Origin of the sequence: Pseudobacillus badius (assembly GCF_002189605.1) — a bacterium.
In the GTDB taxonomy this organism is placed as follows: Bacteria; Bacillota; Bacilli; order Bacillales; family Domibacillaceae; genus Pseudobacillus; species Pseudobacillus badius.
On sequence record NZ_MWMM01000001.1, the window covers coordinates 75,703 to 93,276 of the forward strand.

The window sequence follows — 17,574 nt, forward strand, 5'->3', positions numbered from 1 at the left end:
TATTGCTCCCCCTATTCGGCCCTTTACTTAATTATTCTTTGGCAGCTGCCATTGCTGCATCCAGATAGTCTTTTCCGATTTGGCCGCTGTATTTATCGTAGATAGGCTGAAGGTGACTTTTAAACTTTTTCTTATCTTTGTCAGATAGTTTATTTACTTCCATTCCCGCTTCTTTTAGCTTTTTCAATTGTTCCGTATCTTGTTGGTAAGCTAACTCTCTCTGATGAACAGACATCTTTTGGGCTTCTGCGAGTAGAATCTCTTTTAAATCTTCAGGCATCGAGTCTAGTTTTTCCTTATTGATGACTGTGATGAGAGGGGCATAGGTTTGATCACCAATAGTTAAATACTTTTGTACTTCATAAAACTTCATTGCATAAACTAACGAAACCGGGCTATCCATCCCATCAAATGTATTTTGCTGAAGGGCGGAGTAAGTTTCACCGAAAGCAAGTGGGGAAGAGTTTGCTCCCATTTCATCGAAGGCGTCTTGATACAATTTGTTTTCAATTACACGAAATTTCAATCCTTTGAAATCGGAGGGCTTGTGAATCGGGCGCACGTTATTTAAATATTGACGAAAGCCATTTTCGCCATATCCAAGGCCAACAAGTTTTTGAGAAGGCAGCAGCTCGTTCAATTTTTTTCCTAATTCACCGTCTAGAGCTTTGTGCGCCTCGTCTCTATTGTCGAAAAGGAACGGCAAATCAAATACCATAAAGGCAGGTTCGAAACTAGCCATTGTCGGGGTGGCAACCATCGTCATATCTACATTTCCTAGCTGCGTTGCTTCAACAGCCTCACGGTCCGAAGCATATAGCTGACCATTAGGAAAGATTTTTAAATCAATTTTTCCGTTTGATTTTTCAGCGAGTTTCTCTTTGAATGCTAATAATGCTAAATGGGAGGCATGGTCTTCCGGTACAGCATGAGTTAATTTAAGTTCTATCTTGCCATTTTCACCACCACCATCAGCACTTGAGTTTCCTGAAGAACAGCCAGCTAAAGCAAAGAAAACTACTAGCAGGCCCGATATGATTGGCAATAACATTTTTCTTTTCATAAATAGCACCTCTTCATTAATTTAATAGATCAGGCTCTTGTTTTATGATACGTTCCCACATCGGTTCGAAATTGATCTTTGCTTGGAATGTGCCAACTTGTCCTCTGGTTTTAAGTGCTTGTTGGTGATCGATTTTTATTGGTTTCCCTGCAGATTCAGCTAGCAATTGAGCTTGGCAGGAGCGCTCCATAGAAATAAACCACCATGCCGCTTCTTCCACAGACCGTCCGACTGTTAATAGCCCATGGTTACGAAGAATAACAGCCTTATAGTTTTTTAGAGCCCTTGCTATTCTTTCGCCTTCTTCGAGGTCGAGTACCACTCCTGTATAGTCATCAAACAAGCCATGATCTTCATAAAAAGCACAGGCATCTTGAGTGATGGGGTCAAGAAGCTTCCCTAGTGATGAAAAGCTTTTTCCGTAAATCGAATGAGAGTGAGCGGCAGCTATTACATCAGGGCGTGCTTCATGAATTCTTGAATGAATAGCAAAAGCTGCTTTATTAATCGGCTTGTTTCCTTGGATTACTTTCCCTTGGTGATTGGCTAGTACCAAGTCGGATACCTTGATTTGACTAAAATCCATAGCAAAGGGATTTACCCAAAAGTGATCCGAGTATTCGGGGTCTCGAGCAGTAATATGACCTGCTACACCCATGTCGTAGTCATATTTGGCGAATAAACGAAAAGATGCCGCTAACCTTTCCTTCCGATATTGCCGCTCTTCTTCAATGGTTCTTTGCTGGCTGCCAAGTATGACTTCTGGTTTTTTCATAATTCATTAGCCTCCATAAAGTTTTTATTTCAGTAGCCTTTATTCAAATTAATAATATAGGGGGGCTGTTCGCCTTGTTGAAACGCGTTGAAGTTTAGAGCAAACTTCTCCAAAGCTCTTTCGTAATACCGCCATGTCCGAGCAGCCATGTGAGGCGTAATCAGAAGATGGGGAGTCTCCCATAGCGGGCTGTCTTCTGGAAGGGGTTCTTCTTCAAATACATCCAGTGAAGCCCCTCTAATCGAACCGCTTTTCAAACTGTTTATTAAATCCTGGTTATTAATGAGGGAGCCCCGTCCCAAATTGATTAAGTAAGCGCTTTCTTTCATTAAAGAAAGTTCATGCCTGCTGATACAGTGATAGGTTTCAGGAATGCTCGGCAGCAATAACAGGACGAAATCACTTGTCTTTAATACCGTTTCTTTGTCCTTCATAGCGTACATTTCATCGAAAGGTGACTTGGGTTCACCGCTCGTATTTATTCCGATAACACGCATTCCAAAGTCACGACATCTTTCTGCAATCGCTGTACCGACCGTGCCAGCCCCGAAGATAGAGATGGTTTTTCCGTATATTTCATCGTCATGGCCGCAGCGATCCCATAGATGTTTTTGCTTATTAAAGGCATATTTTTCAAGGTTTTTAGCGAAATATAAAATGGTGCTTATTGCATGCTCAGACATTGGTATGCCATGGATTCCTTTAATATTTGTTAATAAAATTCCCCGTTTTTTCAATTCTTCCAAAGGAACTTTTTCAATTCCTGATTGAAACACTTGTATCCATTTCAATGAAGGCATTTGGTTAAGTGCTTCTTTTGTGATATCAGAGCCATATGTCAACCAAATTTGGATCTCGTGTAAGGGAATTTCGTGTGCAGCATTTAAAAACTTTTCTTGGAAATACACTTTCATCGGATAAACAAATGCAGTAAGATAACTCCTTTCTTTTTCGGGCAATGGATCTGGCAGCGACACTAATAGCATATTTTCCCCCCTTTCGCTCCTACATCAGATATAAAGCAAATTTCATACCACCATTAAGGACATTTTTTCGGGAAAAAAGAGAAGAGATCCGTAAATTTTTTCCCTTTCTGAAGTTTAAATTTCAAGCTTTGAATCGATGCCAACTCAATTTTGATTTTATTTCGATTCAAATATCCATTGAAATATTTGTATTATTTAGAATATTTATTCTTTTGATTCTTTATCGCTTCAAGTATTCGTGATAAACTGGCTAGTGAATGCAAGCTTGTCCTTTTTCATTACTAAAAGGGGGGAAGAGAGTGTTAAAAGAAAAAGATTTATATTTGCCGGAGTATTTTGGAGAGATTTTAAATGCTATTTCTGATGGAATTCTAATTTCCGACAGCCGGGGAGTCGCTTTGTGGGTGAATCAATCTTGCCTAAAGTTAATTAACCGGTCGAGGGAGGAAATCATCGGAAAGAGTTCGAGTGATTTGGAAAAAATGGGGATTTTTAATCCTTCCGTCACTAGCATGGTATTAAAAGAAAAAACAATGGTAAGCACGGTGCAATCTACTGAGAATAAACGGCAATTCATGGTTTCAGGACACCCTATTAAAAGCGAGGAGGGAGAGATTGAGCTAATCATCACACATAGCCGAGATATTACAGGAACTGTGCGGACTACTTCCAAACTAGAAGAAATGCAGGTGCTTTTAAAAAAATACAGCCAAGAAATCATGGAGATGAAAAGGAGAAGCAAGAAGGAAGAATCCAATGAATTCTTTGTGGGAAAAAGCAAAGCTTCCCTTTCGATGATTAACCTGATGGACAAAGCAGCACTGGTCGATACAACTGTTCTGATTACTGGGGAAACAGGGGTAGGAAAAAGTGAAATAGCAGGAAAAATCCACCAATTAAGTGAGCGCAGTCAAAAGCCGCTGGTAGAAATCAACTGCGGCGCACTGCCCGACTCATTGATTGAGTCTGAGTTGTTCGGTTATAAAAAAGGAGCTTTCACAGGAGCTGACAAGGGCGGAAAAAAAGGTTTAATTGCCCAGGCAGATGGCGGAACGTTATTTTTAGATGAAATTGGGGAACTGCCAATTCATTTGCAGGCTAAGCTTTTGCAATTTTTGCAACAAAAAAAATATACCCCTATTGGTGATACAAAATCTTATATAGCTGATGTCAGAATTGTTGCTGCGACCAATCGAAACTTGCAGCTGCTAGTGAGCGAAGGTGCTTTCCGATCGGATTTATATTACAGGTTAAATGTTTTGCCCATTAAAGTCCCTTCTTTGCGTGAAAGACAAGAAGATATTTTTCACTTGCTTCAGCTTAATTTGAATAAATTCAACCAACGTTATGACCGGCAATGCAAGCTATCTTCAGAAGCTTTTCGAATACTGCAAAGCTATCATTGGCCTGGCAATATACGAGAGTTAGAAAACCTCTTAGAACGCGTGGTTATTACCGCACCGACATCTGAAATTACTTCTAAACAGTTATCAACACATTTTCATGAACCGCAAGAACTCCCCTCGAACATTCTTGAAGCTGAAAAAGGGCAATCGTTAACAGAAACACTTGAGAAGATCGAGCGTAAGATCATTGAACAAGCGTATGAAAAATATGATACTACTAGAAAAACGGCATTGGAGTTAGGAATTAGCCAATCTTTATTAATGAGAAGGCTAAAAAAGTATCAGTTGACGAAAAAATAGCCAGGATATTTTGAAAAGAACCAGAAGACGCGGGCTTTCCAAAGGCTGCTCTTTTTTATTTCATATAGGGACAGCCAAAGAGGCGGACCCAACCTTTTTTATATTTTCCGTGACATCATCTGTCAGGGATGGCCGTCATACTTGCAAATGGGCTATTGATGGAATTGGCATACAATTTGCAATAGTAAAAATGGGCAGCTGCTGTTTCCTGTACAGATAGCAGCAGTATGAGAATTGGAAGATATTAAAAGGAGGAGAAAGAATGGAGAAAGCAAATGCAGCAGTTGAACAAGGGATGATAAGCACATATAGTGAGCTGATTGAGCTAGATAAGAAACATTTTTTGCATCCGACTTCCCCTATTAAGCAGCAGCAAGAAAAAGGTGCAACTTTTATTTTTGACAAGGGAGAAGGAATTTATTTAAAAGATATACATGGAAATAAAGTCATTGATGGGCTTTCTTCACTTTGGAATGTCAATATTGGACATGGGAGAGAAGAACTGGGGAAAGCAGCTATGGAACAAATGGCCCGGCTAGGTTTTAGTTCGTGTTTTGCAACATTTAGCCACGAGCCGGCGATTCGGCTGGCAGCAAAGATTGCTGAATTAACTCCAGAAGGGTTAAACACAATCTTTTTCACTTCGGGTGGTTCAGAGTCTAATGATACGGCTTTTAAACTGGTTCGCCACTACTGGAAAATAAAAGGGAAACCAGAAAAGAAAAAAATTATTTCCCGAAAACGTTCTTATCATGGGGTTGCTATGGGAGCTACAAGCGCAACGGGACTTAAGCCTTTCCGTGATTTCACTACTTCATTAGCCCCTGATTTTTACTATGTGGAAAGTACGGGGGCGGCCTTGCGGTCATTTATTGAATCGGAGGGAGCCGAAACCATTGCTGCATTTATCTCTGAGCCTATACAGGGAACAGGAGGGGTTCATCTCCCGCCTCAAAATTATTTTAAAGAGGTAAGGGAAATTTGTGATGAATACGATATCTTATTTATTGCGGATGAAGTGATTACCGGTTTTGGAAGAACCGGTACCTATTTCGGGATCGAGCAATTTGGTGTAATTCCAGATCTTATGAGTGTGGCAAAGGGAATTACCAGCGGATACGCTCCATTGGGCGGAGTGATCCTATCAGAGAAAATTCATCAGGACTTAATTGAAAAGACGGAAGGGCTGTTTATGCATGGCTACACATATAGCGGTCACCCGGTATCGTGTGCAGTGGCTCTTAAGAATATAGATATTATAGAACGGGAAAGCTTAGTGGAGAATTCAAGAGTGATGGGCGAGGAAATGCTCAAGGGTTTTAAATGGCTGCAACAAGAACATAGCATTGTAGGAGAAGTACGCGCACTAGGATTGATGGGTGCCATTGAAATAGTAAAAAACAAGCAGACAGCTCAAAGGTTTGACAAACCGATTTCCCCGCTAATCGTAGAAGAGTCCATGAAGAACGGGCTTATTCACCGTGGGGTTATTTACGAAGGGGCAGATACTCTTATTTTCGCTCCTCCTTTAGTCATTACGAAAGAGGAAATTCATAAGATGATTAACATTTTAGACAAGGCACTGACAGCTGTGGAGAAGCAGCTTGAACTAGAATAAGCATAAAGCTGATTTATAAAAATCTGATGAACCCCGGAATTCACTACGTGAAGCCAGTTGATTCCGGGGTTTTTGGATATAAGGGAAGGAAGATCCGTATTTTTCTTTTTTTACATTAAAGAGAAGGTTTCTATAGCAAAGTCAAATTTTCGTGTTTCTATTAACTGAAAATATGCTAAACTAAAAAAAGTTCCACTATTCACGACACTTTTACCAAATGAAGAATTCGCACTTCCGCTCACTTTTCGGCATAGTCAGGGGAAAACTGCCACTCATTTGCGAGTGAAGTATAGATAGCAAACGAACAGGAACATATGCCAAATTGCTGTTTTATATAGCAGGATAAGTGATTATTGTTTTAGAGGAGGAGAAATGATGCGTTACTTAAATTACATCAATGGACAGTGGAAAGAACCAACTACAGGGGAGTATAAAGAGAATACTAGTCCCCATAACGGAGAGAACCTTGGGGAGTTTCCTTCCAGTGCAAAAGCAGATGTTCAAGAAGCGGTAACGGCTGCGAAGGAAGCGTTTTTGTCATGGAAAAAAAGCTCTTTTCAAGAGCGTGCATCTTATCTTCGCAAAGCTGCAGCGTTCTTAAAAGAAAATATAGAAGAAGTAGGACGGGATCTGGCGCTTGAAGAGGGAAAAACGCTGGCAGAATCAATCGGTGAGACACAGCGGGCAATCAGCATTTTGGAATATTATGCAGCGGAAGGGCTCCAGCCAACCGGTGATGTGATTCCATCGGCAAACCCGGAGACGCTTTTGTATACAAATCGCGTACCGGTCGGGCCGGTCGGGCTGATTACTCCGTGGAATTTCCCGATTGCCATTCCGGTTTGGAAGCTTGCCCCAGCCCTTATCTATGGAAATACAGTGGTGATTAAACCGGCGGATCTTACGCCGAAATCCGTTTACCATGTGATGAAAGCCTTTGACGAAGCCGGTATGCCAGCTGGTGTTGTCAACTGTGTATTCGGCAGAGGATCTGTAGTAGGCAATGAGCTTGTGGAAAATCCGGGGATTAAAGCTATTTCCTTTACCGGCTCTAACCAAGTCGGATTGCAAATCCAAAGAGAAGCAACAGCGAACGGAAAGAAAGTGCAATTGGAGATGGGCGGAAAAAATCCGCTGATCGTTCTTGCTGATGCAGATGTTGAAAAGGCAGTCAGCATTGCGATTAACGGCGCTTTTAAATCTACTGGCCAGAAATGTACAGCAACGAGCCGTGTGATCGTTGAAGAAGGAATTTACGAAGCCTTCCGCGATCGGCTGGTGGAGCGTACAAAAGAGTTAAAAGTCGGAGACCCGCTCCAAGCGGAAACATTCATGGGACCGGCTGTTTCAAAAGGACAGCGTGATGGTGTGCTGGCAATGATTGAAGCAGGAAAAGAAGAGGCAGCACTGCTATGCGGCGGTGAGATTCCAGCTGAGGAAGAACTGGCGAACGGATTTTATGTGAAACCGACGATCTTTGAAAATGTTCCTCAAGATGCCCGGATTGCCAAAGAGGAAATTTTTGGTCCTGTGATTGCACTATTTAAAGTCGATAGCTATGAAGAAGCAATTGATATGGCTAATGATACAGAATATGGCTTAAGTGCAGCGATTTGTACGAATAATCTCACGCTGGCCAACCGTTTTGTGGATGACATTGAAGCGGGGATTGTTCATGTGAATTCCGAAACAGCCGGAGCGGAACCGCAAGTCCCATTTGGCGGATGTAAAGCATCCAGCACCGGCTCACGTGAACAGGGAAAAACAGCCATCGAATTCTATACGCAAGTAAAAACGGTGTATGTCGACCGGATGTAATCCGTTCTTTTATTAAACAAATAGCCCTTTCCACTCGCAGAGGGGAAGGGCTATTGCTTATATCCGGAATAGCGGTTCATATACTAAAGCCGGCAAATGATTACTTTTTAGCCATGATCATAATAGAAGAGGTGACACTTGCCGTTAATTTGCCGTTCTGCATTAAATCAGCCGTCAGATAAGAAACAGTCCGGCCAAACTTCTCCACCTTTACCTCTATGTCTACTTCGCCTGTAAATGTCGGACGATGAAAGGTTGTTTGCAGATTAATGGAAGCAAATGTTTGATCTTCGGTTAATAAGGGAGTAATAGCATAGGCCATCATAATATCGGCAGCTGCCGCGACAAATCCTCCCATAATGACGCCATTCCCATTCAGTAGGCGGTCCTCAATGATCCATTGCCCCTTCGCATACCCTTCTCCAGCCTCCAATGCTTTTATACCGAGTGTTGTATCACACGCGGGCGGAGCACTTTCCCCGCGGAGCACTTCGTTTAAATTTACCGTCTTTATCATACGTACTCATCCTCCTATGTAAATAAGCGCTTTCAAAACGATACCTATACTATTCGGCAGCTTTGAGAAATCTCCTTCTTTAATGGTGAACTGAACGACCGTAAAAAAATCGTTAGGATACACCCTTGGATCAGAAGAGAAAAACGGCAAATGAAAAACGAGCGGGCGGAGGGTGTATGAGGCAATTAAAGAGGGAAAGATACAGATAAAATCATTGGTTGTCAGAAGGGATGAGAAGAGAGATGCCGTTTATCCGGAATGTTGTGACTGAGAATCCGCCGTATTGCTTTGATCAGCAAGAAGTTGTGAAGGTAGTCAGAAGTTTATTTAGAAAGCATTATACTGATATTGAGCGGCTGCTGCGGGTATTTGGCAACGGCCAAATTGAAAAGCGCTATTTTGCTGCCCCTCTTTCCTGGTTTGAAGAAGAAAGGGGATTGGAGGAAAAAAACAATAAATATATTGCGGAATCGGTGCAGCTGGGAAGCCGGGCGGTGGAGAAATGTTTGCAGGGAGCAGGCGTTGATAAAGAAGACATTGATGCTTTTATCTTTGTATCCAGTTCAGGCATGGCTACACCAACGATTGATGCCCGGATTATGAATCAATTGAACTTTCCTGCTCATACCAAACGAATTCCGATTTGGGGATTGGGATGCGCGGGCGGCGCGTCAGGAATTAGCCGGGCGCATGACTATTGCCTTGCTTATCCTCAAGCTAACGTGCTTGTACTCTGCATTGAACTGTGCAGCCTCACCTTTCAGCACGATGATATGTCGAAAAGCAACCTGATCGGAACCTCTTTATTTGCTGATGGAGTAGCCTGTGCCTTGGTAACAGGAGAAGCAGCAGAAGTGACAGGGAAGGGATTTTTTACGAAAGACACCCAATCCACGCTAATGCCTGATTCAGAGGATGTAATGGGATGGGAAATTAAAGACGAAGGGCTGCACGTTATATTTTCAAGAGATATTCCAAGCATTGTAGAGAGCTGGCTAAAGCCTAACGCACTCTCTTTTCTGAATAAGCTTGGGAAGGAACTTGCTGACATTGATCATTTCGTTGCTCATCCAGGGGGAAAAAAGGTGCTGGATGCCTATGAACAGTCTCTGGGATTTTCAGATGACAAAACAGCTGTTTCGCGGAACGTCCTAGCTTCCTGCGGCAATATGTCTTCACCTACCGTTTTATACGTGCTCAAGGAAGTAATCGAGAACGGTCCGTCCCTGGGAGAAACGGGGCTGCTGACAGCTTTGGGCCCGGGCTTCAGCTCGGAAATGGTATGGATGGAGTGGGGGGAAATCAACAAGTGAGCCTTTTCTTTCTTGTATTTACATTCGTTGTTCTTCAACGGCTGCTAGAGGTCGTTTATGCTCGATCCAATGAAAAACGGATGAGAGCGCAGGGAGCGATTGAGTTTGGGGCGGAACACTATAAGTGGATTGTTTTGCTCCATGTACTATTCTTTGTTTCCTTGCTGGCAGAAGTATTCTACATAGGAATGGACCCGGCTCTGGGATGGCAATGGTTTTTTGCCGGCTTTTTAATTGCTCAATTTCTCCGTGTATGGTCTCTCGCTTCTCTGGGGCCCTTTTGGAATACAAAAATCCTTGTGCTGCCGGGAGCCTCTAAAGTGAAACGCGGACCATACCGCTGGATTCCCCATCCTAACTACGTGGTGGTAGCAATTGAAATCGCCTCTCTTCCGCTTATATTTGGCGCATGGAGAACGGCTCTGGTTTTCTCCGTTGCCAATGCTCTTCTGCTGCTTTTTATAAGAATCCCTGCAGAGGAAAAAGCGCTGGAAAGATTGGAAAGCCAGTAGCTGCTAGTGATTTTTGCAGAGTAGACCAGCAGCACGGCTTTTGCCAAAATAATAAGGAAATCCATTATAAAGAAAAAGGTTGGGGCAATCATGGAAAAGGTGAAAATCGGTCTGGCGGGTATGGGAATGTTAGGAACAGCTATGATGCATCATTGGTGTGAAAAGAATCGGGAAATAGGCGTATATCATCCTGAAACGCTGAAGGCGCGCCAATTTGTGGGAAACTACCCGAACGGATACACGCTGAACAAAAAGGAAATGTCAGGTTTGGATCTATTGGTATTGGCTCTTCCAGCAAAAGAAGTTATTCCTTTTTTGCGAGATTTGATCGCTGAGAATGGCTTATTCTCAGGGACAGCAATCATCAATATGGCTACAGCTCTTTATACAACAGAAATAAAAAAAGAATTTCCGCAGCTATCTGTGTGGGGAGTGAAATTTATGGGACATGCGGCTGATTTGCTTAAACGGGGGGAAGGACTGTTTATTACAGAATCGCTGCTCCCCGATCAAGTGGAGAATCTATTTTTTGACCTTGGAGAAATGAAGCGGGATAGCGAAGAGACGGTTATGAAGGTTAACAAGCTGGCTACGTACTATGCGGTGAAAACAGCTGTGGAAATAGAGACGGAATTTGCGAAGCAGGGGCTGGACCCTCAATATGCAGAGAGAGCCTTAAGAGCACTTTCGCCAGAAGTGATGCGCTCCTATAGCGAAGGCTCACTGGGGCATTTCGGAAAAGAGGTTGTCAAAGAGTTGAGAGCCGGTTTGGACAATGGAGCAGCGTCTAAGCTGTCCACATGATCCGACTGCATGCTGCAAAAAAAGCTGTGCAGGAGCTGATACAAAATGAGGTGAAAAGCAAGGTCCGCAGCTGCAGCGGACCTTGCCCGGGAAATCTCTTGTCTAGCTGCCTCAATGATAATTGGTTCGTCCCTTCCCTGGGATAAGGGCTTGTCCAAGCCTTATTTTGAAGAGGGCGATTCATCATTTGGGGAGTGCAGAATATAATAAAAGAGATATGCTGCGGAGGTGAAGGCATGGCAGTCGTAAAACATAGAGCGTCTGATATTGATTTGCTGGCGAGGCTGCTGCGGGCAGAGGCGGAAGGCGAGGGAACACAAGGAATGCTTATGGTTGGCAATGTGGGCGTCAATAGAATCAGGGCTAATTGCTCGGATTTTAAAGGATTGCGTACGATTCCGCAAATGGTATACCAGCCGCATGCCTTTGAGGCCGTGCAAAAAGGATACTTCTACCAGCGGCCGCGGGAAAGCGAGAGAAGGTTGGCTCGAAGGGCTGTTAATGGGGAAAGGATTTGGCCGTCGAAATATGCTTTATGGTATTTTCGGCCGGAAGGAAATTGTCCGCCGACATGGTACGATCAGCCGCTCGTAGCCCGTTACAAGCTTCATTGCTTCTACCAGCCGACAGGTGAAGAGTGCGAAAATATATACAATGTTTTTTAAGAAAAAACGAATGATTCTCTGCCAAGGAGCCGCCAACAGCGGCTTCTTTTTTCATTCTTTTATTAAGATTTTGTAAATAAAAAGACCTATATATGCAAAAAGAGTAGATCATAAGTTATAATGTGAGCAATTTGAAGGATTAGTAAATTGTTCCTGTTTAAGGGCAAGGAGGAAGCATTTTGTTTAAGTTGACATCATTGAGGACTAAAGTGTTTGTTGTTTTATTATCAGTTTCTATTATTCCATTGCTGCTGTTAAGCTTTGTTTTATTGTCTCATGCCAACCGGGCTTTTTCAGTGTTTACACAGCAAAGCGAGCAATCAACTAAACAATCAGTTGTAAAAAGCCTGGAACGGACTTCAACTGAGCTATTAGATTTGACAAAAAGATATGGACAAGATGAAGAGTTAGCCAGAGCGTTCAAAACAAATAACCGGGCCATGCTCGCTGCGAAAGTCCAGCCTGTTTTTGAGCGGCTCCAAAAAGAGCATAGCGTGAGTGTTTTTGAGTTCGGCAGCAAAAAGGGGAATGTATTTCTAAGGGGGCACAACCTTGAAAAGCATGGAGATGATAAAAGCCAACTTCCCGCTGTGCAAAAAGCCTTAAAAGGAGAGAGTGTATCCGGGTTTGAATTTGGGAACAGCGGACTGGCTGTTCGGGCATTTGCGCCCATTATATTTAATCATGAAGTCATTGGAACATTGCAAATGGGAATTGACAGCAATTTTCTTCAGCAGTTAAAGGAGACAGCGCAAGGGGGGGATATTCAACTGTATAATCCATCAGGTGAAGTGGTTCTTTCATCTGTACAGGAAAATACGGGAAAACAATTAACAGATACATCGATTACGGACAAGGTACTTTCCGGGAAAGAAGTTTCTATAAAAAAGGGCGATTTTCTTCATACCTACCTGCCAATGTTTGATCCTACTAAAACTGAAGTGATCGGCATGATCGAAATTGTACAGGATCTATCGGTTATTGCTGAAGCGCAGCAGAAAATGATCACGCTGGCATTAATGATCGGCGGCTTCACCTTATTATGCGCTGTGGCTGCTGCTTTTCTTTTCAGCCGCTCCATTGCTGAACCTATTCAGAAAGCGGCTAATTTTATGGATGAGTTTTCCAAAGGTAAGTTAAACGCTGCCGTTGAAGGTAACAGGAGAAAGGACGAGATCGGTTTATTAATGAAGGCTATAGTAGCTATGCGTTCCAATTTTCAAGAGGTAGTGGAACGCATTTCAGTTACGGCTGATATTGTTACGGAGCAAAGTCGTGACCTTGAATATATTTCCAGTGAAATGAGCGAAGGGAGTGGACAGATTGCTGCGACTATGCAGGAATTGTCAGGAGGAGCGGAAACACAGGCGCACTCATCGGCGGAGCTTGCAGAAAAGATGAGCGGATTTTCCAAGAACATTCAACATGCACATCAGAATGGGGCGGACATGGCAGCAACCACAAAGCAGGTATTGGATTTAACCGTTAAAGGAAAAACGTTCATGGATACCTCTGTTCGTGATATGCATGCAATTCAGGAGGTTGTCAAAGCATCGGTGCATCAAGTGAAAGATTTAGACGAGCAAACAAAGCAGATTTCGACAATGGTGCAGGTGATTCATGACATTGCTGAACAAACAAACCTTCTAGCACTGAATGCAGCCATTGAGGCGGCCAGGGCAGGAGAGCATGGAAAAGGATTTGCGGTAGTCGCAGGGGAAGTGCGTAAGCTTTCGGAACAAGTGACTCACTCTATTGGCGGCATTACTCAGACGGTCAGCCATATTCAGCAAGGTTCTAAAGAAGTGACAGCATCGTTAACAGATAGCTTCAAGAAAGTAGAAGCAGAAGCGGAGCAAATTCAAATGACCGGGGCGACATTTGAGGAGATTACAAAAGCGATTTCTGCTCTTGGCCAACAGATTGCAGCCATTTCAGACTACCTCACACAGATCAATGGGGAATCTGCCACTATTCAGCTGGTTGTTGAGAATATCGCCTCTATTTCTCAAGAATCTGCAGCAGGCATAGAAGAAACGGCTGCTGCCGCCCAGCAAGCTAACCATTCCATGGAAAAGGTGAAAGGCGATGCAAATAAATTAGCAGACGTGGCTCGAGAGTTAAATAGCTTATTAAAAAGATTTACATGGTAGTGACCGGCAGCTTTGAGATGAGTGGATGTTGATTTTTTGTTAGTTTTCCAGCCGGTCGAGAAAAAGATAGACGGCTACCCGTCGATGATTCTCTTTCACCAAGCTGTAAATAAAAGAGAAATGAATCGGCGGGGCTAAATGGTTCTGGGGGAAGGCTGGTTTTGCTGCACGGCTTTCCGCAAGCAGTTTCTTCCTCCCAGGCGTTTGGGCTATTTATTTTCAACTAACCCTCGTTATCCGGCTGCGCTAACTTTATACACCTGTTGATTGGAGTGGAAGGCGCAAAGACGTCTGCAGGCAAGCGTACATTTCACCGAGAGTCAGCTTGTCTATAGCCTGAAACCCGGGAAGGCTTCTCCCGGGTTTGTTTAAGTTTTTCATATAATTGAATATTGCCAGCTTTGATATTAAACTGGATAAAAATAGAATCAATTCTTTAAGGGGCGTGGGGAGCGACGTGAAGAATGAAATGAAGCTATCCGTTCAGGAAATTTTAGAGCTGGATCACTTTCAGCAGGCCAAGATGGTAGCTGGACACAATGGCCGGCACCGGGCGGTTAAATGGGTGCATGTTATAGAAGTTTCCGATGTAAGCAATCTGCTGAACGGTGATGAATTGATTCTTTCCACAGGAGTGGGCTGGAAGTCGGGAAAAGCAACGCTCCGGCTGCTTGTGCAGCAGCTGATTGATTGCCGGGCGGCTGGACTCTGTATTGAATTAGGAAAATACATGGATGAAATTCCTGCTGAGATTCTTCGACTTGCCGATACGCATGATTTTCCAATTATCGTTTTTCACGAAGAAGTGCGGTTTGTTGATATTACCGAAGGTGTACATACCCTTATTATTAAAAAACAATATCAAATGATTACAGATTTAGAGGACTATTCCCGGAGGATCAATCAAGTGCTTCTAGAGGCCGGACCGAGGGAGAAAATTCTTAACATGATGCATAAGCAAATTCAACTGCCCGTTGTGTATCTTCCGAAAGAAGGGCACCCCGAGATTGTTTCAAATAAACCGGCAAAAGAAGAACGCGCCCTTTTAGATCGAGTCATTAAGGGCACGTCAGAGAAAAGCAGCATAGCACGGCAGCCTATTCATATTTGGAGCCAAAGCTTCGCAGAGCTGATGATCATCTTTGAAACAGGAAAGGTGACTGAATTTGAAACTCTTATTCTCGATCGTACCGCTACGGCGCTTGCGCAAGTGATTTTACGAGAATTGTGGATAGAAGAGCGGAGAAAGGCAAAAGAAGCAGATTGGATTCAAAAGTGGCTTGAAGGCAAACAGACCGAGGAGCAAATTACCCGCTTTCTTAAAGAGATTAAGCCGGGCTTAAAGCCGGAACGCGCCGTTGTTTTCCTGCTGCAAACCGCTGGAATCGATGAGGAAAGTTCCAATAGCACCTATTTAAAGGTATTGCTGCGCTCTATTTTTCAGGAACAGGGGTTCTTCCTGTTAGCAACGGCCGGCAAAAATGAGATGGTGTTTATCCTCCTTGATCAAAGAAAAGAAGATAGCTGCAAGCAGCGTATACACGCAGGAATCCGTTCCATGAAAAAAGCAGGGGATATGGAAAATTACTCCTCAGCACCTGTGAAAATTAGTGCAGGAACGATTGTTGATAAACTAACACAAGTGCAATCCAGTTATGAAAAAGCGAAAATAGCTGCGGCCATTAAGGAAAATATTCCATTGGGAATGCAGGAGTATTTTTATGAAGACTTACATATATACAGACTGATTTATGCCCTTCATGAACAAGAAATGCTCCATGAATTTGTTTCGGATTATTTAGCGCCTGTTTTATCATATGATGAGGTTCACCATGCTAAATTAATGAATACGCTAAAAATCTATTTAGCATGCAACGGTTCGAAAAAAGAAACAGCAGAACGGCTGTATATTGTTAGACAAACCCTCTATCACCGTTTGGAAAAGCTATATGAGCTTCTAGGCGAGGATTTTATGGAGCCGCCGAAACGGCAGGCCATTGAATTTGCCGTTTCGGCTCACGAATATCTTTCAGGCAGCAGCGGTAATACCTAAATCAAGACAAAGTGTAGAACGAATATTCAGATAAATTTACCTTTTGTCTAATGAAAGCGCTATCTGTGACATCTATAATAAGGCTATGAAGAGAGTTTAAAACATTCCAGGAGGGCTTGCGATGGTAGTGACAAAAGACGTTAAAACAGTAAAAAACTTTATTAATGGACAATGGACAGAGTCATCCAGCCAGAAGATAGAAGAAGTTCCTAACCCGGCCACTGGGGAAGTAATTGCCAGACTCAAGGTTTCCACTAAGGATGATGTGGAACAGGCGGTCACAGCTGCGAAAGAAGCGTTTCAAACATGGAAAAAGGTGGCGGTCCCACAGCGCGCCCGCATCTTGTTCCGTTACCAGCAGCTATTAGTGAAGCATTGGGAAGAGCTGGCTGAGATCGTTACGCGGGAGAACGGAAAAAGCTATAACGAAGCTTACGGAGAAGTGCAGAGAGGCATTGAGTGTGTCGAGTTTGCTGCCGGTGCTCCGACCCTTATGATGGGCAGCCAGCTTCCGGATATTGCTGCCGGGATTGAATCAGGCATGTATCGCTATCCGATTGGGGTCGTTGGCGGTATTACACCTTTTAACTTTCCGATGATGGTGCCGTGCTGGATGTTTCCTCTCGCTATTGCCTGCGGAAATACCTTTGTTTTAAAACCGTCGGAACGCACTCCTTTGCTGGCTAACCGTTTAGCTGAATTATTTATGGAAGCTGGCCTTCCGAATGGAGTGTTGAATATTGTTCACGGTGCGCATGATGTGGTGAACGGAATTTTGGAGCATCACGATGTGAAGGCCATTTCCTTCGTCGGTTCTCAGCCGGTAGCTGAATACGTTTATAAGACAGCGGCAGCGAACGGCAAGCGTGTGCAAGCACTTGCCGGAGCGAAAAATCATTCTATCGTTATGCCTGATGCGGATTTAGAAAATGCCGCCACGAATATTACGAGCGCTGCTTTCGGTTCAGCGGGTGAGAGATGCATGGCTGCTTCCGTTGTGGTGGCGGTTGGGGATATTGGCGACAAACTCGTCAGCCTTCTTAAACAAAAAGCCGATGCCCTCAAAATGGGCAATGGCATGGATAAAGATGTATTTCTCGGACCGGTGATCCGTGAAGCACATAAAGAACGGACGATCGGTTATATTGATAGCGGTGAACAGCAAGGGGCAGTACTCGTTCGTGATGGCAGAAAAGAAGGCCAAGGAGAGAAAGGGTATTTTGTCGGCCCGACAATTTTTGATCATGTAAAGACGAACATGAAAATCTGGCAGGATGAGATTTTTGCGCCTGTACTTTCCATTGTGCGTGCTGACAGCCTCCAGGAAGCAATTGCGATTACGAATGAATCGGAATTTGCGAATGGGGCTTGTCTGTATACAGATAGCGCCAAGGCCATCCGCGAATTCCGCGAAGAAATCGATGCGGGCATGCTGGGCATTAATCTGGGCGTGCCGGCTCCGATGGCATTTTTCCCGTTTTCCGGTTATAAAAACTCCTTCTATGGTGATCTTCATGCGAACGGCAAAGACGGAGTAGAGTTTTATACGCGTAAAAAGATGATGACTGCCCGTTATTAAGAGAATAGTAAA

Annotated in this window: 14 protein-coding genes; 10 read left to right on the plus strand and 4 right to left on the minus strand. The window is 43.5% G+C overall.

Translation table 11 applies throughout. The annotated features are described in order from the left end of the window. Window positions 1–31: 31 nt before the first annotated feature. From B1A98_RS00355 to B1A98_RS00365, 3 genes are read right to left on the minus strand one after another with little or no spacing between them, the layout of a single operon-like run. The gene (locus tag B1A98_RS00355) at window positions 32–1,063 is read right to left on the minus strand and encodes a DctP family TRAP transporter solute-binding subunit (protein ID WP_063384240.1); all 1,032 of its coding nucleotides are present in this window, start codon (window positions 1,061–1,063) and stop codon (window positions 32–34) included. A gap of 16 nt (window positions 1,064–1,079) precedes the next feature. After that, window positions 1,080–1,838 carry a class II aldolase/adducin family protein gene (locus tag B1A98_RS00360; protein ID WP_063384239.1) on the minus strand — a complete coding sequence of 253 codons (759 nt, stop codon included), beginning with the start codon at window positions 1,836–1,838 and terminating at the stop codon, window positions 1,080–1,082. A gap of 29 nt (window positions 1,839–1,867) precedes the next feature. Further along, window positions 1,868–2,824: a D-2-hydroxyacid dehydrogenase gene (locus B1A98_RS00365; protein WP_063384238.1), complete on the minus strand. Its 957-nt coding sequence runs from the start codon at window positions 2,822–2,824 to the stop codon at window positions 1,868–1,870. Window positions 2,825–3,123: 299 nt separating this feature from the next. Between B1A98_RS00365 and B1A98_RS00370 the strand changes: the two genes are divergently transcribed. The 3 genes from B1A98_RS00370 (at window position 3,124) to B1A98_RS00380 (ending at window position 7,966) form a co-directional block, all read left to right on the plus strand. After that, on the plus strand, window positions 3,124–4,530 hold the full coding sequence (locus B1A98_RS00370) for a sigma-54 interaction domain-containing protein (protein WP_063384237.1): 1,407 nt from the start codon (window positions 3,124–3,126) through the stop codon (window positions 4,528–4,530). Between the two features lie 262 nt (window positions 4,531–4,792). Beyond that, complete coding sequence (locus B1A98_RS00375; protein ID WP_223662987.1) at window positions 4,793–6,148, plus strand: aminotransferase family protein; 1,356 nt, start codon at window positions 4,793–4,795, stop codon at window positions 6,146–6,148. Window positions 6,149–6,523: 375 nt separating this feature from the next. Next, complete coding sequence (locus tag B1A98_RS00380; RefSeq protein ID WP_063384236.1) at window positions 6,524–7,966, plus strand: aldehyde dehydrogenase family protein; 1,443 nt, start codon at window positions 6,524–6,526, stop codon at window positions 7,964–7,966. A gap of 100 nt (window positions 7,967–8,066) precedes the next feature. On the opposite strand, the gene B1A98_RS00385 is transcribed toward B1A98_RS00380, so the two are convergent. Beyond that, window positions 8,067–8,483 carry a PaaI family thioesterase gene (locus B1A98_RS00385; protein WP_063384235.1) on the minus strand — a complete coding sequence of 139 codons (417 nt, stop codon included), beginning with the start codon at window positions 8,481–8,483 and terminating at the stop codon, window positions 8,067–8,069. A gap of 242 nt (window positions 8,484–8,725) precedes the next feature. Between B1A98_RS00385 and B1A98_RS00390 the strand changes: the two genes are divergently transcribed. The 7 genes from B1A98_RS00390 to B1A98_RS00420 all read left to right on the plus strand — a co-directional run bounded on the left by B1A98_RS00390 (window position 8,726) and on the right by B1A98_RS00420 (window position 17,562). Further along, window positions 8,726–9,796 (plus strand): type III polyketide synthase, encoded by a 1,071-nt coding sequence (locus B1A98_RS00390; protein WP_063384234.1) that lies wholly within the window; start codon window positions 8,726–8,728, stop codon window positions 9,794–9,796. Then, window positions 9,793–10,308 carry an isoprenylcysteine carboxyl methyltransferase family protein gene (locus B1A98_RS00395; RefSeq protein WP_063384233.1) on the plus strand — a complete coding sequence of 172 codons (516 nt, stop codon included), beginning with the start codon at window positions 9,793–9,795 and terminating at the stop codon, window positions 10,306–10,308. The genes B1A98_RS00390 and B1A98_RS00395 overlap by 4 nt, the downstream gene beginning before the upstream one ends. Window positions 10,309–10,398: 90 nt before the next feature. Then, window positions 10,399–11,112, plus strand: a complete 714-nt coding sequence (locus B1A98_RS00400; protein ID WP_223662989.1) for an NAD(P)-binding domain-containing protein — start codon at window positions 10,399–10,401, stop codon at window positions 11,110–11,112. 236 nt (window positions 11,113–11,348) lie between these two features. Then, window positions 11,349–11,777: a cell wall hydrolase gene (locus B1A98_RS00405; RefSeq protein WP_041099443.1), complete on the plus strand. Its 429-nt coding sequence runs from the start codon at window positions 11,349–11,351 to the stop codon at window positions 11,775–11,777. Window positions 11,778–11,956: 179 nt separating this feature from the next. Then, window positions 11,957–13,930, plus strand: a complete 1,974-nt coding sequence (locus B1A98_RS00410; RefSeq protein ID WP_082821667.1) for a methyl-accepting chemotaxis protein — start codon at window positions 11,957–11,959, stop codon at window positions 13,928–13,930. A gap of 457 nt (window positions 13,931–14,387) precedes the next feature. Next, a complete protein-coding gene (locus B1A98_RS00415; RefSeq protein WP_125474336.1) occupies window positions 14,388–15,983 on the plus strand; it encodes a PucR family transcriptional regulator in 1,596 nt (531 codons plus the stop codon). Between the two features lie 121 nt (window positions 15,984–16,104). Beyond that, entirely contained in the window at window positions 16,105–17,562 is a 1,458-nt protein-coding gene (locus B1A98_RS00420) for a CoA-acylating methylmalonate-semialdehyde dehydrogenase (RefSeq protein WP_063384232.1), read from the plus strand. The last annotated feature ends 12 nt before the right edge of the window (window positions 17,563–17,574 follow it).

Bases quoted from the DNA above. Each gene is read 5' to 3' on its own strand.
- B1A98_RS00365 (WP_063384238.1), bottom strand. From the start codon at position 2,824: ATGCTATTAGTGTCGCTGCCAGATCCATTGCCCGAAAAAGAAAGGAGT.
- B1A98_RS00420 (WP_063384232.1), top strand. From the start codon at position 16,105: ATGGTAGTGACAAAAGACGTTAAAACAGTAAAAAACTTTATTAATGGA.
- B1A98_RS00385 (WP_063384235.1), bottom strand. From the start codon at position 8,483: ATGATAAAGACGGTAAATTTAAACGAAGTGCTCCGCGGGGAAAGTGCT.
- B1A98_RS00360 (WP_063384239.1), bottom strand. From the start codon at position 1,838: ATGAAAAAACCAGAAGTCATACTTGGCAGCCAGCAAAGAACCATTGAA.
- B1A98_RS00355 (WP_063384240.1), bottom strand. From the start codon at position 1,063: ATGAAAAGAAAAATGTTATTGCCAATCATATCGGGCCTGCTAGTAGTT.
- B1A98_RS00380 (WP_063384236.1), top strand. From the start codon at position 6,524: ATGCGTTACTTAAATTACATCAATGGACAGTGGAAAGAACCAACTACA.
- B1A98_RS00390 (WP_063384234.1), top strand. From the start codon at position 8,726: ATGCCGTTTATCCGGAATGTTGTGACTGAGAATCCGCCGTATTGCTTT.
- B1A98_RS00375 (WP_223662987.1), top strand. From the start codon at position 4,793: ATGGAGAAAGCAAATGCAGCAGTTGAACAAGGGATGATAAGCACATAT.
- B1A98_RS00405 (WP_041099443.1), top strand. From the start codon at position 11,349: ATGGCAGTCGTAAAACATAGAGCGTCTGATATTGATTTGCTGGCGAGG.
- B1A98_RS00400 (WP_223662989.1), top strand. From the start codon at position 10,399: ATGGAAAAGGTGAAAATCGGTCTGGCGGGTATGGGAATGTTAGGAACA.